General features: G+C 30.5%; 17 protein-coding genes and 1 tRNA gene. 9 read left to right on the top strand and 9 right to left on the bottom strand.

Annotation, left to right across the window (positions count from 1 at the left end; translation table 11 throughout):
• Nucleotides 1–220 precede the first annotated feature (220 nt).
• The 6 genes from rnr (at nucleotide 221) to ACJBCC_RS10395 (ending at nucleotide 5078) form a co-directional block, all read left to right on the top strand.
• Nucleotides 221–2449 (top strand): ribonuclease R, encoded by a 2229-nt coding sequence (rnr, locus tag ACJBCC_RS10420; RefSeq protein WP_407557118.1) that lies wholly within the window; start codon nucleotides 221–223, stop codon nucleotides 2447–2449.
• A 139-nt stretch (nucleotides 2450–2588) separates the two neighbouring features.
• Nucleotides 2589–2888, top strand: a complete 300-nt coding sequence (locus ACJBCC_RS10415; RefSeq protein WP_299098191.1) for a heavy metal-binding domain-containing protein — start codon at nucleotides 2589–2591, stop codon at nucleotides 2886–2888.
• 2 nt (nucleotides 2889–2890) lie between these two features.
• The gene (locus tag ACJBCC_RS10410) at nucleotides 2891–3127 is read left to right on the top strand and encodes a hypothetical protein (protein ID WP_299098190.1); all 237 of its coding nucleotides are present in this window, start codon (nucleotides 2891–2893) and stop codon (nucleotides 3125–3127) included.
• Between the two features lie 11 nt (nucleotides 3128–3138).
• A complete protein-coding gene (locus ACJBCC_RS10405; RefSeq protein WP_299098189.1) occupies nucleotides 3139–3810 on the top strand; it encodes a head GIN domain-containing protein in 672 nt (223 codons plus the stop codon).
• Nucleotides 3811–3853: 43 nt separating this feature from the next.
• Nucleotides 3854–4537 (top strand): LysE family translocator, encoded by a 684-nt coding sequence (locus ACJBCC_RS10400; RefSeq protein WP_407557117.1) that lies wholly within the window; start codon nucleotides 3854–3856, stop codon nucleotides 4535–4537.
• 13 nt (nucleotides 4538–4550) lie between these two features.
• Nucleotides 4551–5078, top strand: coding sequence for a GldL-related protein (locus tag ACJBCC_RS10395; protein WP_407557115.1), 528 nt, complete (start codon nucleotides 4551–4553; stop codon nucleotides 5076–5078).
• Between the two features lie 82 nt (nucleotides 5079–5160).
• Here ACJBCC_RS10395 and ACJBCC_RS10390 read toward each other — a convergent pair whose 3' ends face one another.
• The 5 genes from ACJBCC_RS10390 to ACJBCC_RS10370 all read right to left on the bottom strand — a co-directional run bounded on the left by ACJBCC_RS10390 (nucleotide 5161) and on the right by ACJBCC_RS10370 (nucleotide 7528).
• Nucleotides 5161–5571 (bottom strand): hypothetical protein, encoded by a 411-nt coding sequence (locus ACJBCC_RS10390; protein WP_299098186.1) that lies wholly within the window; start codon nucleotides 5569–5571, stop codon nucleotides 5161–5163.
• A gap of 20 nt (nucleotides 5572–5591) precedes the next feature.
• Complete coding sequence (locus ACJBCC_RS10385; RefSeq protein ID WP_407557114.1) at nucleotides 5592–6233, bottom strand: hypothetical protein; 642 nt, start codon at nucleotides 6231–6233, stop codon at nucleotides 5592–5594.
• Between the two features lie 387 nt (nucleotides 6234–6620).
• Nucleotides 6621–6691: transfer RNA gene (locus tag ACJBCC_RS10380), tRNA-Cys, on the bottom strand.
• A gap of 86 nt (nucleotides 6692–6777) precedes the next feature.
• Nucleotides 6778–7140, bottom strand: coding sequence for a dihydroneopterin aldolase (gene folB, locus ACJBCC_RS10375; protein WP_299098184.1), 363 nt, complete (start codon nucleotides 7138–7140; stop codon nucleotides 6778–6780).
• Nucleotides 7141–7327: 187 nt separating this feature from the next.
• Nucleotides 7328–7528, bottom strand: a complete 201-nt coding sequence (locus ACJBCC_RS10370) for a zinc ribbon domain-containing protein (protein ID WP_299098183.1) — start codon at nucleotides 7526–7528, stop codon at nucleotides 7328–7330.
• A 157-nt stretch (nucleotides 7529–7685) separates the two neighbouring features.
• Between ACJBCC_RS10370 and ACJBCC_RS10365 the strand changes: the two genes are divergently transcribed.
• A complete protein-coding gene (locus tag ACJBCC_RS10365) occupies nucleotides 7686–9695 on the top strand; it encodes a glutamine--tRNA ligase/YqeY domain fusion protein (RefSeq protein ID WP_299098182.1) in 2010 nt (669 codons plus the stop codon).
• A gap of 59 nt (nucleotides 9696–9754) precedes the next feature.
• Nucleotides 9755–9964, top strand: a complete 210-nt coding sequence (locus tag ACJBCC_RS10360; protein ID WP_299098181.1) for a hypothetical protein — start codon at nucleotides 9755–9757, stop codon at nucleotides 9962–9964.
• 69 nt (nucleotides 9965–10033) lie between these two features.
• On the opposite strand, the gene ACJBCC_RS10355 is transcribed toward ACJBCC_RS10360, so the two are convergent.
• Together ACJBCC_RS10355 and ACJBCC_RS10350 are read right to left on the bottom strand one after the other, a co-directional pair.
• On the bottom strand, nucleotides 10034–10549 hold the full coding sequence (locus tag ACJBCC_RS10355; RefSeq protein WP_299098180.1) for a hypothetical protein: 516 nt from the start codon (nucleotides 10547–10549) through the stop codon (nucleotides 10034–10036).
• Nucleotides 10542–11477: an SPFH domain-containing protein gene (locus ACJBCC_RS10350; protein ID WP_299098179.1), complete on the bottom strand. Its 936-nt coding sequence runs from the start codon at nucleotides 11475–11477 to the stop codon at nucleotides 10542–10544. The genes ACJBCC_RS10355 and ACJBCC_RS10350 overlap by 8 nt, the downstream gene beginning before the upstream one ends.
• 96 nt (nucleotides 11478–11573) lie before the next feature.
• Here ACJBCC_RS10350 and ACJBCC_RS10345 point away from each other — a divergent pair, with 96 nt between their 5' ends.
• Nucleotides 11574–12251: a hypothetical protein gene (locus tag ACJBCC_RS10345; RefSeq protein ID WP_299098178.1), complete on the top strand. Its 678-nt coding sequence runs from the start codon at nucleotides 11574–11576 to the stop codon at nucleotides 12249–12251.
• A 71-nt stretch (nucleotides 12252–12322) separates the two neighbouring features.
• Here ACJBCC_RS10345 and ACJBCC_RS10340 read toward each other — a convergent pair whose 3' ends face one another.
• Together ACJBCC_RS10340 and gltX are read right to left on the bottom strand one after the other, a co-directional pair.
• Nucleotides 12323–13306: an SGNH/GDSL hydrolase family protein gene (locus ACJBCC_RS10340; protein ID WP_299098177.1), complete on the bottom strand. Its 984-nt coding sequence runs from the start codon at nucleotides 13304–13306 to the stop codon at nucleotides 12323–12325.
• A 55-nt stretch (nucleotides 13307–13361) separates the two neighbouring features.
• Nucleotides 13362–14876, bottom strand: a complete 1515-nt coding sequence (gene gltX, locus ACJBCC_RS10335; RefSeq protein WP_299098176.1) for a glutamate--tRNA ligase — start codon at nucleotides 14874–14876, stop codon at nucleotides 13362–13364.
• Between the last annotated feature and the right edge of the window lie 12 nt (nucleotides 14877–14888).

The following is a 14888-nucleotide window of genomic DNA, read 5'->3' as shown; positions in this document are numbered from 1 at the left end:
TATAATAACCATTATTTTATTTTTTAAATTTTAAAAGAAAAATGATTATATGTATATATATGTTGATAACATCGTTTTTCATTAATTTAACCTTCTCTAAACACCATTAAAAAATTAAAACGTAACTTTGTAGTAAACTTAATAACCTCTCTTCGCTTTATATTAAGTTTTAAATTAGAATTCCTATCACTTATAGGAAATGAATATGATTACAAATTAAATGACAAAAAAGAAAAAAAAGAAATCTAAAAAAGGGATTTCAAATCTTACAAATACTATTCTGGGTATTTTAAAAAAAGACAGAAACAAAACTTTTAATTATAAGCAGATTGCAGCTATACTTGGTGTTAACGATGCTAGTAGCCGAAATCAGATTATAAAAAAGCTTCACCAGCTTAAAGCTAAACAAGAAATTGAAGAAGTAGATCGTGGTAAATTTAAAGTTGTTGTAAATACAGAATATCATACAGGTATTTTAGATTTAGCATCTAAAGGAAACGGTTATATTATTTGCGATGATTTTGAAGAAGATGTATTTATCGCTTCAAACAATATTAATAAAGCTTTAAATGGCGATGAAGTAGAATTTTACGCTTACAAAAGAAAACATAGAGGCAAGCAAGAAGGAGAAATTACCAATATTATTAAACGTGCAAAAACGGAATATGTTGGTACTATTCAAATTCATGAGAAAAAGAATTTTGCTTTTGTTGTACCAGATAGTAACAAAATGTACAAAGATATTTTTGTACCTATCAATAAAATAAACAAAGCAGAAGATGGAGATAAAGTACTTGTATCTCTTGAAGATTGGCCAGAAAGAGCAGATTCTCCCAACGGAAAAGTCATTCAGGTACTAGGAAAACCAGGAGAACACGGTACAGAGATTAATGCTATCATGGCAGAATATGGTTTACCATTAGAATTTCCTCATGAAGTTGAAGCCTATGCTAACAATATTGATTTAGAAATAAAACCCGAAGAAATTGCTAAGCGTAGAGATATGCGTAAAGATTTAACCTTTACCATAGATCCAAAAGATGCTAAAGATTTTGATGATGCCTTATCGTTTACAGTTTTAGATAATGGTTTATATGAAATAGGAATACATATCGCAGATGTATCGCATTATTTACAACCAGGAACGGTTTTAGATGACGAAGCTTACGAGCGTGCAACCTCAATTTATTTAGTAGATCGTGTAGTACCAATGTTACCAGAAATTTTATCTAATGGTGCATGTTCTTTACGTCCACACGAAGAAAAATATACCTTTTCTGCCGTGTTTCAAATGAATGAAAAATGCGAAATTAAAAACGAATGGTTTGGTAGAACTGTAACGTATTCTGATGCACGTTTCGCTTACGAAGAAGCACAGGCTATTATAGAAAATAATCCTGAAATGCCTTCTAAAGCAGCAATTTCAGATATTGATACTACAATTCCTACTGAAGTTTCGTTAACCGGAAAACAATATAAAACATCAAACGATATTGCTTTTGCAGTATTAAAAATGAATGAATTAGCGCGTAAAATGCGAGGTGCTCGTATGCGAGATGGTGCTATTTCTTTTGATAAAGTTGAAGTAAAATTTAATTTAGATGAAGAAGCTAACCCAGTTGGTGTTTTCTTTAAAACGAGTAAAGATGCTAATAAATTAATTGAAGAGTTTATGTTGTTAGCCAACAGAAAGGTTTCAGAGTTTGTTGGTAAACAGAAAAAAACATTTGTATACAGAGTACACGATGAGCCAGATGAATCTAAATTAGCGCAATTACAAACCGTTGTAGCACGTTTTGGACATAAATTAAACTTTAAAGATAAAGGTAGTATTTCATCCTCGTTAAATAATTTACTCAAAGATGTTGTTGGTAAAAAAGAACAGAATTTAGTAGATACGTTAACGATTAGAACCATGTCTAAAGCAGAATATACCACGCATAATATTGGTCATTACGGTTTATCTTTTGACTATTATAGCCACTTTACATCGCCAATTCGTCGTTATCCAGATGTTATGGCACATCGTTTATTACAACGCTATTTAGATGGCGAAAAATCTGCAAATGAAGAGGTGTATGAAGAGCGTTGTAAACATTCTAGTAATATGGAATATTTAGCAACTAAAGCTGAGCGAGATTCTATTAAGTACATGCAAATTCGTTTTATGCAAGATCATCAAGACGAAGAATTTGTTGGTGTTATTTCTGGTGTTACAGATTGGGGAATTTATGTAGAAATTATTTCTAATAAATGTGAAGGTATGGTAAGTGTTAGAGATATGAAAGACGATCACTATCAGTTTGACCAGGATCAATATGCAATGGTCGGTAAAAATTCTGGAGTTGTGTATCAACTTGGAGATGAAGTAATTGTGAAAGTGAAAAATACAGACTTAACTAAGAAACACTTAGATTTTTATATGGTTGGAAAACCTGAAACGGAATAAATAACATGATAGATCATGTTAATACTGAAGAAAAGTTTGTTATTCTGAATTTATTTTAGAATCTGAAACGAGTTCAGATTAACAAATCAATCATTTTTAAACAATTTCTTTATTTTTAGGAATTATTAAACAAACAATTATGATTCTTACCACAACTAACTCAATTGAAAACTATAAAATAATAGATTATTTAGGCATTGTAACAGGTGTTGCTATGAATAAAGAAGCTTTATCTATGGGCTTTAGCATGTCTAAATATTATACTAAAATACAGAATAGTATAGAAGATGTGAAAGAAGAAGCATTTCAAACTTTACAAAATAATGCAGCAAAATTAAATGCAAATGCGGTTGTAGGTATTAAAGTTGAAATAGAACTTACAACACACAATTATGCTATGGTTTCTGTAACAGGAACAGCAGTAAAAGTGGCCGTTTAATTATGAAAACATCTACAAAAGCCAGTATATATATTTTCTTAATCTTCTTAGTAACGTATATGGTTATAAGATTCGGAATCCAACTAGTGTATAGTGATATTAATCGTTATGTATTAACAGGAATTTCTGCATTTTTAACCGTTTTATTATCACCACAAAGGCGCATTGTTAAGAAGCGTTCTGGCGACGAAATTCAATTAAAATGGCTATTTAGTAATAAAGTGATAGTCTTAAAATAAATTTTATAAACATGAAAAATTTTTTCTTTGTAATACTATGTATAGTTGGTTTTACAGCGAATGCTCAAGATTCTATAGAGAAAACTGTAGGTGAGTTTTCAACTTTAAAAGTGTTTGATTTAATCCAAGTAAAAATGATTCAATCAGATGAAAATAAAGTCATTATTTCTGGAAAAAATAAAGAAGACGTAGAAGTTGTTAATAACAATGGAAAATTAAAAATACGCATGAATCTTGAAGAAAGTTATGATGGTAATGATACTGTTGTAGAATTGTATTTTGTTTCTGTAGATGTTATTGATGCTAATGAAGGTGCTTTTGTGATTGTAAAAGATCCTATTAAGCAATTTGAAATAGATTTAAGAGTACAAGAAGGTGCTGGAATTACAGCTAGTTTAGAAACTAGTTATGCTAATATTAGAGCTGTAACTGGTGGAGAAATAAATGTAGCTGGTAGTTCTAAAAATCAAGATATTTCAATTTATACAGGTGGTGTTTATAATGGTAAAGAGTTTATAACCGAAAATACGGAAGTGAGTATAAATGCTGCTGGTGAGGCACATGTAAATGTTTCTGAAATGGTAGATGTTAGAATTAAAGCAGGTGGTGAGGTATTTATTTATGGTGATCCAAAAGAAGTTAAAGAAAATACACTTCTTGGTGGTAGAATAAAACGTATGTAAATTCCTCTTAGTTTCTTACATTTGTGTAAACAGCAGTTTATACATGTTAGACGATATCTTAACAGCCATTCCTTTTGGAATAATCTTAGCCTTTACTATAGGTCCTGTTTTTTTTGTTCTACTCGAAACAGGTGCAACCAAAGGCTTTACAAGTGCTGTAATATTTGATTTAGGCGTTATTTTCGCAGATATTGTTTTCATTTTCGTTATATTTTTTAGTACAGACTCCCTTTTAGATAAAATTAAAGATGATCCTAAACTGTTAGTATTTGGTGGCACTTTATTGGTTGTCTATGGTCTTATTAGTTTTATTAAAACATCTAAATCTTTCCGATCTATTGTTAGAGAGCATCATAGAATTGAGCTTCCAAAGAAAGATTACGGTAAACTTTTTATTAAAGGTTTTTTACTCAATTTTATTAATATTGGTGTATTACTAGGTTGGCTAGGTTTTATTGTAATTGGTACATCTATTACAACTTCAGATAATGGTGTAACCATCTTTATTACTACGATGTTAATTTCTTACTTTTTGGCAGATTTGGTAAAAATAGCAGCTGCAAAACGGCTACGAAATAAGTTAACACCAAGACGTATCTTTAAGACTAAAAAAATCGTGTCATTAGTCATTTTAATCTTCGGAATATTTCTATTGGTTCAAGGGCTTTTTCCTAAAGTTTATGAGAAAAGTATTGAGCAGATTGAGAAGGTAAATCCTATGCAGTAAATACGATGTTTATATGAATTCAAAAATTCTAACATTTCCACTACGATTAGCTGTAATTGTTTTAATTTTTGGAGCCTTATTCAAAATTATGCACTGGCCTTATGCAGCGCAATTAATGTTAATTAGTGGAGTTTCAATGGGTCTTTTATATAGTATTCGTTTTATAAAAAAAGCAGATAAATCTAGGCTAGATTATATAAAGTTGAGTCTAATCTTACTCTGGGTTTTTAGTTATTTAGTTAAAGCTTTTCGCATATTTTATCTTCCATATGTTTTTGAATTTCTATTAGCTATTCTCTTTATCTATTGGTTTTCTATTGAAGGCATAGATTATCTTAAAAACAGAAAATACAGGAAGAATTCTTTTTTAAAAGCTTTATATTTCTTGTTAATTGCTTTGACAATTTTTGCTTTATTTTTTGGAATACTTTTTAAAATTCAACATTGGCCTTATGGTTCATTATTATTTACAATCGGTGTTTTATTATTAAGTATTCTGTTGCTATTTGATTATTTAATAATTGATAGAAAACACAGTTAATAGCATCATTACAAAATATCACATAAATAAAAAGGCTTCTAAATAAAAATTAGAAGCCTTCGTAATTAAGTTAACCTTGATATTAAAGATTATTTTCTAATAATGTTTGTAGTGATTTTGTTCTTTCCGCTACGTTATGAACATTAGAAGTTGGTTTATGATCTAAAGTTAAGGTGTTATTATCAAAACTTGCCCAAGTATTTGAGCTAGAATTTCCTGCTTCATTTTTAATGATAATGGTTTCTAATTCATCGTTTAAGGCTTCTTTTCCCATGTCGTCTTGGCAAATTGATTTTAAAGAATTAACTAAAGGTTCAAAATAAACAGGAGGCCAGGCCTTATTGTATAAATGACTCATTCCGTCAGTAGATAATGTTTTCCAATCTACATTTACTGCAATATCTTTTCCGACGATATCCTTAATTTCTTTTAAAATAGTTTCAAATTCATTGGCTTCAAATGCTTTTGCTACTCGTTTTTCTGCTAATCCCATAATGTCTATATTTTTTTGATTTATAATTTAGATTCTAAAACAACTCTTAATTGCGTCTTAAAATCGGTTTTAAACTTGGTTTTAAAATTTATGTGTATGTTGATGGTATCGTTTATTTTAGTTAGCTCTAGAGCTGTGTTATCCTCAGGTTTAATAACTAATAGTTTCAAAGAATTTAGTGCTTGGTGACCTAAATCATCTTTAGAAATAGTGTTTAATATGTCTTTTAAAACTTTAATAAATACTTCGAATTGATATTTTTCAAGTTCAGTTTTAAGATTATTTATTATAAGTTTTGAGTTAAGTTCAAAATCATATAACTTTTCTATGATGTCTTTTTCTTGTTTAAATAAACGTTTTAGTTCTAATGATGTAGAAACTTTTGTGTTACTAAGATCCATGTGGTCCTCATTAGTAAGAAACTCAATATTATGCGTTGATGAATTGAGCTCAACATGATTTAATAAATTAATATTTATGTAGATTAAAGATGCTTTGCATTGGAGTAATACTACCTTTTCTGTTTTATTAATATCAATAGGAATTCCTTCTTTTATTGAACCGTTAGAAAAGTGAATACTTGTAGAAATTTTGAGAGTATTTTTTTCTAACGATTTGTTGTAGAAAATAATTTTTTCTAAAATTTTTTGTGGACTTATCAAGGTTATGTTATCCAAATTCATGGTATTCAATAAGGGCTTATTAGTATTAAATTCTATGGTTCAAAATTACTAGAGATTGTAACCCTGAACTACCCTGTTTTCCGTGAAATTGCTTTGGTATTTTATAGCTAATACCTAATTTATAAGGTTTTATAAGTAGAAGTAAATAGGTTGTATAAAGGCTTTTTAATGAAAAAAATTAACTTTATAAGAAAGTACGTTTAAGCTTAGTTTAATAAATGAAAATGAAAAAAGAGATACTGAGAAGTGTCTCTTTCTTGAGGTGTTTTGATCTACAGGTTTAGTAAGAACCGCGTACCTATTATTGCAAATTTTATTAAAATTTAAAAAATAAAAAAGCCTCTAAGAGAACTTAGAAGCTTTTTGAGGTGTCGAGCGGATTCGAACCGCTGTAGATGGTGTTGCAGACCACTGCCTAGCCACTCGGCCACGACACCCTAAATTCTTTTGAAAAAAAGGAATCTCATTAATAACTAACGAGAGCGCAAATATATAAATTATATACTTTTTAAGCTAAATAGCTTCACTTTTTTCGATTCTGATTCATTTTTATCGTAACCATCTCAACATCACCACCAATTGGTGGATTAATTTTACTTACCGCAACTGTGGCTTTTGTAATTATTGAAGAATCTTTAAAAACACGATCTAAAATCCGTTGAGCTACTGTTTCTAATAACTTAGAAGGTATTGCCATTTCTTCACGTACTACTTTGTTTAAAAACACATAATCTACTGTATCACTTAAGTCATCAGATTTAGATGATTTTTTTAAGTCAGCTTTGACTTCTATATCTACTCTATAATCACTACCAATAGCCGTTTCTTCTTTTAAACAACCATGATTAGCAAATATGCGTATGTTTTCAACTTTTATTATTCCCATGATTCAAAAGTAATATTTCTTGATGAATTTTGGTGACTGTTCGCAACTGAAGTAACATACATGAGAAATGGTTAAAATCGTAATTGTTGAATAAAAACAAAATTTTTATCAGTTATCACTAAATAGGTCTTTGTTCTTTGTTCTAAAAGCGAAGCGGTCTTAAGTCTATATTCATAAACCGACTAACTTAATTCGTAAACAAATCAAACACATTACTCAATGCGCTAGTCTTTGCTTTATAAAATTCTGTATAACTACACTTTTTACAAGTTACTGAGCTGAATTTTTTATTCTGAATATCAAATATTTTAGACCATCGTCCACCAGTTGCTCTCATTTCGTCAACTTCATAAGTTGTATTGTCGCATTTTGGGCAGATATAATTCATAATTTTCTATAAGTTTTGATTCATACTATCAGTCTAAAAAGATAAATAAATGTTACATTTTGCTTAATTTTACCAACTGGAATAATGATGTTGATGTTTAGAGTTATGTATATAAGATTTACCTAACAGCTAATAGTCAACAGCTAATACCTTAAACATGTCAGAAGAAATAAAAGCCCTCAATTTTATTGAGCATATAATAGAAGAAGATTTAGCGAATGGTTTACCAAAAGAAAAGCTTCGTTTTCGTTTTCCGCCAGAACCAAATGGATATTTACACATTGGTCATACCAAAGCTATTGGTATAAGTTTTGGGTTAGGAGAGAAGTACAATGCACCTGTTAATTTAAGGTTCGATGATACTAATCCTGCTAAGGAAGAACAAGAATATGTAGATGCTATAAAAAAAGACATTGCTTGGTTAGGTTATAAATGGGAAAATGAATTGTACTCATCAGATTACTTTCAGAAGTTATACGATTGGGCAGTTTTAATGATAAAAGATGGAAAAGCTTATGTAGATTCTCAATCTTCAGAAGTCATGGCTGAGCAAAAGGGAACACCAACTCAGGTAGGTACAAATAGCCCTTATAGAGACCGAAGTGTTGAAGAAAATTTGGAATTATTTGAAGGTATGAAAGCCGGAAAATTTCCTGCTGGTACACATCTATTGCGTGCCAAAATAGACATGGAAGATCCAAATATGTTAATGAGAGATCCTATTATGTATCGTATTATGTACGCACATCATCACAGAACTGGAGATGATTGGTGTATTTATCCAATGTATGATTGGACGCATGGTGAAAGTGATTACTTAGAACAGATTTCGCACTCATTATGTTCTTTAGAATTTAAACCTCATAGAAAACTTTACGATTGGTTTAAGGATAATGTTTATGAATACAGTAAAGAAAACTATCCATTAGCACCAAAACAGCTTGAATTTGCTAGACTAAATTTAAGTTACACCATTATGAGTAAGCGTAAATTATTACGTTTAGTAGAAGAGGGTGTAGTTTCTGGTTGGGACGATCCACGTATGCCAACAATATCTGGTTTGCGTCGTCGTGGTTACACACCAAATTCTATTAGAAAATTCATAGAAAAAGTAGGTGTTGCTAAGCGCGAAAACGTCATTGATGTGTCACTATTAGAATTCTGTATTCGTGAAGATTTAAATAAAACAGCCAATAGAGTCATGGCGGTTTTAGATCCAGTAAAAGTGGTAATTACTAATTATCCTAAAGATAAAGAAGAATGGTTAGAAGCCGAAAATAACCAAGAAGATGATTCAGCCGGATTCAGAAAAGTTCCATTTTCTAGAGAAATCTATATTGAAAGAGAAGATTTTAAAGAAGAAGCCGGAAACAAATTTTTTAGATTGAAACTAGGAGGTGAAGTAAGATTAAAAAATGCTTACATCATTAAAGCTAATGAGGTTAGAAAAGACCAAAACGGAGATATTTTAGAAATACAGTGTACTTATGATGAGGATACGTCTAAAAAGGTAAAAGGTACTTTGCATTGGGTTTCAGTAAAACATGCTATAACTGCAGAAATTAGAGAATATGATCGTTTATTTAATGACGAAGCTCCAGACAGTCATGGCGAAAAGGATTTTATGGAATTTATTAACCCAAATTCTTTAACCGTAAAAACAGGGTATTTAGAACCAAGTTTAGCAGAAGCGAAAGTAGGAGAGCAGTTTCAGTTTCAACGTTTAGGCTATTTTAATGTAGATGATGATTCCACACCAGAAAAATTAGTATTTAATAAAACGGTTGGTTTAAGAGATAGTTGGTCAAAACAAAAGCCTAAGCCTCAAAATAACCAAAACCAAAATAAACCTAATCCGCAACAACAAAAACGTTCTGCGATTAGTGTTATTCAACAATTTGGTAAGAAATACACAAAATTCCCTGAAGAAAAACAATTAAAAGCTAAAGCTGAAATACAAGTGTTGGCTAAAGATGTGTCTTATGATGATTTAGAGCCGTTATTTGGCACTGCAGTAAAAAAAGCAGGTACACGTATAGTTGTTTTAATTGCGTTAAAAGAGTTGCTTAAAAATGGCTTAGAAAAAAATGAAGCGATTACTGAATTTATTGAGAAGGCTAAGGAAGACAAAAATGACATTTTAGTTGCGGAAGCTTCTGATATTTAACAGTTTATTGAGATAGTTTGGTTCAGATTATTTGTAACTTATGATAAACATTATAAATTATGAAAGAATCACAGAAAATATTAACTGAAATTTCAACAGTAACCAGAGATATAGAAGATAATTATCCAGAACTTCAGAAACATTTAGATGAAACACGAAGCACTTTACCACAAGGTTCAAATAATAGTGCAAGTATAAATGATACCGATTTAAAAAATTATCTCAACGAATTAAAAACGATTAGAGATAAATATATAGAAGAACACTAAGTCAATTTCAAATATAAAAAACCTCATAATCAGTAATTATGAGGTTTTTTTATTTGTATAAATTTTAAATTAAATTTCCTCTACTTGTACATCGTCTTCAGGAATTTCTAAACTTGTTTCAAAATTTGGAACAATCTTATTTACTAACACTTCATTTTTTAATTGTTTAGCTTCTACAAACCACCAATAGTTATCAACATCATTGTAAATACCAACAAAATGAATTGTAGATTTTACACGTTGACCAGACATAGTCATTTCTGTATAACCCGTCATTATGCATCGCGATTGGCCTTGCTCTTTAATAATTTTTGAAACATTAATTACATCTGCTTTTTCAATAACTAAACCTTGTGCTTTTGCACCTTCCATTGTAGATTTTAAAACTTGTAGAGCGGCTTCTTTTCCGCCCATCATATCTAGTACAGCAGGTAGTGTATGTTTTACTACGGTATCAAAATCCAAATCTAAATTAGCTTTTATGGCTGCTGTAGCATCGTTTAATGCGCTTTCTTTAGTTTGAGAAAATGAAACTGTACTTATTGCTATTATTATTAGTAATAGAATTTTTTTTAGTTTATTCATCATCCTTCTTTTTATTTAATTTTTTTGCTTTCATAGCTTCACCTATTTGATTACTAGCTGTAAAACTAGCTACCATGTCATTTAACATTTGACTACCAGCTTGAGGAGAATTAGGTAATAAGATTAAGTTACTATTTGTTTCTTGCCCAATAGATTGCAAGGTATCATAATGTTGTGTCACAACTATAAGAGCAGATGCTTCTTGTGAGTTAATACCAACTCTGTTTAATACATCTACAGACTCTTCTAATCCACGTGCAATCTCACGTCTTTGGTCTGCAATACCTTGTCCTTGTAAACGCTTACTCTCAGCTTCAGCTTTTGCTTTTTCTACTATTAAAATTCTTGCCGCATCACCTTCAAATTGTGCAGCTGTTTTTTCTCTATCTGCAGCATTAATTCTGTTCATAGCAGCTTTTACTTGTGCATCTGGATCAATATCTGTTACTAAAGTTTTAATAATGTCATAACCATATTCCATCATGGCATCATTTAATTCAGATTTTACAGCAATGGCCACATCATCTTTACGTACAAAAACGTCATCTAATTTCATTTTTGGCACTTCAGCACGTACCACATCAAATACATAAGATGTAATTTGATCATGAGGATAATCTAATTTATAAAAGGCATCATATACCTTATCTCTAATTACTTTGTATTGTACAGAAACCTTAAGACGAACGAATACATCATCTAAAGTCTTCGTTTCAATAATAACGTCTAATTGTTGAATTTTAAGACTTAATTTTCCCGCTACTTTATCAATTAATGGAATTTTTAGTTGCAAACCAGAATGTCTAATACTTTGAAATTTCCCAAAGCGTTCAATAATAGCTGAGGTTTGTTGTTTTACCACAAAGAATGATGAAATTAAAACAACGACAGCAAAAAAGATAATTGGAATAAAAATAAATTGACCCATAACACGTTTTTTAAAAGTTAAATAATACGAGACTTTAAAAGTAAGTAATATTAAATAATTTTACCTACGTTTGTTTATATCAGCTTTTATATCAGCATGAAAAATTTAAAATCTATTCTATTAGTCGTCATTTGTATCACTTTTGTTACAACCGGATTTGCACAACGAAAAAATTATAAAATTAAAAACGGTATTGGTCTTCAAGGTGGTGTTACCCAATTTGATATTTTAACCGATAATTTTGAAACAAAAGCCAATACTGGTTATATTGGAGGTATGTCTGCTTCTGTAGATTTACCCAATAAATGGTATAATGTGAGTTATAATATGCAATTATCTCAAAACCACATTGATATTAGTGCATCTAAAGTTGGGCTTTTAACGAGTGAATTTGTGGAGTATAAAATGTTCACCGCAGATGTTTCGTTTTTATTTCATATTAAATTAATTAGTAATAATATTACTTTAGATGTTGGACCAATGCTTCAATATAATAGTGAATTAGAGCTAAAAGACGATTCTAAAGAAGGTTATATCTTAACTGGTTATAACAATTTGTTTACAGAAGATATTAGAGAAATTTCAAATTTTAACGTCAATGGAACAGTTGGTTTAACCTTTGGTGTAAGACGTTTCTTTATTAGAGCACAATACATATATGGTTTTACAAATATGTTGGGTAAATTGAATGATCAAGATTTTAATATCTCAAGTGACGAAAAATTTAAAGGAAATCAATCACTAATGGCTTTAACTTTAAATATTACGCTATAGATTTTTTGTTATTCATTATAAGTTGGAATGAGCGAAGGGTAATCTAATTAATTGGTAATTAGTTGAATACTCTACTGTTTCAACAATTGATCAATAGCTAAATCTAGTTTTTCAACTTCCATTTCAATAGGCAATATACTATCTGTCTTAAATAGCTTTTCTTTCGAAGTATAGCCAATAAAATAGCGCCAACCTTCTGAGCGTAATTCACGTCTTTTAAGAACCAAATTATATAGCGAATCTGCTTCTAAATGTTCAATTTCAGCAATAGGATTTTCAATAGAAATTTCAGGATATAAATCCTTCAAAATTTTCTGAGCCATATAAAAATGTCCAATATTATTAGGATGAACACCATCTGGTATAAACGTAGAATCTGATTTTATGCTTTTCATTGCTGTTAACATAGAATCTAGATGATGATGTAAATCCACAACTTTAAGTTCTTCCGTTTCTATACTTAATAACCAATTAGAATAGGCTTCTAAAACATTATTATATTTAAAATACGGATGCCAATATTCATATGTTTCGTTTTCTTTTGATAAACGATCAGAAATAGGGTTTGGATCAAAAACAGTTGGTGTCATTAAAATTAATTTTGCATTAATAGCTGCAGCCTTTGTTTTCAATTCTAAAATTCCATCTTTGTAGGCTTCAAATCGAAGGCTATCTAATGGCGAATAATTACCATCATTCATACCATAGCAAGCAATTACTAAGTCAGGTTTAATTTCGCTAAGAGCATTATCCAATCTTTTTCTAACATTTGGTCTAGGAAATTCTCGACCAATTTCTGTAGTTCCAGAAATAGTTTCGCCAGATAAACCAATACTAATGATATCTAAGGGATTATTAGGGTATTGTTTTCTGATGTAATATTCTAAAAAATCAACGTATCGACCATTTTGTGTAATGCTATTTCCTAAAATTAGTACACGTTTTTCGTTTAAGACTAAATCTATTTTATCCGCTGAAAAGTCAGCTTTTTTTTCCTTTTTACAAGAGATTAAAAAACCCGTAATCAGTATTAGAATAAAAAAATGAGACTTCATAATTTTGATGTTTTAGACCTGTCAGGTTTTTAAAACCTGACAGGTCTAAGTTATATTAAATATTTTTAATCAAATTCTCAATACGTTTCACGGTTTCAGCTTTACCAATCATATACATAATATCAAAAACATCTGGTCCTTGTAAAGCACCAACTAAAGCGAGTCTTAAAGGCATCATTACTTTACCAAACCCAATCTCATTATCGGTAATCCAACCTTTAATGTTAGTTTGAAGGTTTACAACCGTAAAATCTTCAGTAGCATTAACCAATTCTATAACCTTAGTCATAATATCTGCTGTACCTTCTTTCAATGCTTTTTTAGAAGCTTTTTCATCATAAGCTTTTGGCGCTGTAAAAAAGAAATGACTCAAATCCCAAAAATCTGAAACAAACGTTGCGCGTTCTTTTATTAAGCCAACACATAAAGCAATGTAATTAACATCAATGTCTGCTAATTCTGCTTTGGAAGCTTTAAATTGTTCGGCTAAATCTAAATCTAGTTGTTGTTGCATGTATTGATGATTAAACCACTTCGTTTTATCTGGATCAAAACGTGCACCAGCTTTATTGACTCTAGCTAAATCAAAATCTGCAATCATTTGTTCTAAGCTAAAAATCTCTTGTTCTGTTCCAGGATTCCATCCTAAAAAGGCTAAGAAATTGACAACTGCCTCTGGGAAATAACCATCTTCTTTATAGCCTCTAGAAACGGTGCCGTCTGGAGCTGTATATTCTAATGGAAATACTGGGAATCCCATTTTATCACCATCACGTTTGCTTAGTTTACCTTTTCCTGTTGGTTTTAAAATCAATGGTAAATGCGCGAATTCTGGCGCTTCCCAACCAAAAGCATCATATAATAATTTGTGTAATGCTAAAGATGGTAACCATTCTTCGCCACGAATCACATGTGTAATTTCCATTAAATGGTCATCTACAATATTCGCTAAATGATAGGTAGGCATACCATCACTTTTAAATAAAATTTTATCGTCTAAAACATTAGTATCAATCTTAATATTCCCACGAATAATATCCGTTAAATGCAACGTTTCATCTTGAGGCGATTTAAAACGAATCACAAAATGATCACCTGCTTCAATTTTAGCTTTAGTTTCTTCTTCAGTTAACACTAAAGAATTAACCAAACGTCCTTTTTCACGATTGTGCCAATTATAAATAAAGGTTTTGCCTTCGGCTTCGTGGCCTTTTCGTTCGGCATCTAATTGTTCAGCAGTATCAAAAGCATAATAGGCTTTGCCATTTGCAATTAATTCATCAGCATATTGTTTGTACAAATGTTTGCGTTCACTTTGTCTGTATGGACCAAATTTTTCGTTTTTTCCTGGACCTTCGTCAAACGACATACCACACCAGTCTAATGATTTAACAATATAATCTTCAGCACCTTCTACAAAACGATTTTGGTCTGTATCTTCAATTCTTAATACAAAATCGCCACCATGTTTTTTGGCAAATAAATAGTTGAATAAAGCAGTTCTTACACCACCAATATGTAAAGGTCCTGTTGGACTAGGTGCAAAACGCACACGTACTTTTTTAGACATAACGGAAAATAG

Origin of the sequence: Winogradskyella sp. 4-2091 (genome assembly GCF_045765065.1) — a bacterium.
GTDB lineage: Bacteria > Bacteroidota > Bacteroidia > Flavobacteriales > Flavobacteriaceae > Winogradskyella.
Note: the sequence above shows the minus strand (reverse complement) of the source record. Positions and strands in the feature narration are given on the sequence as shown.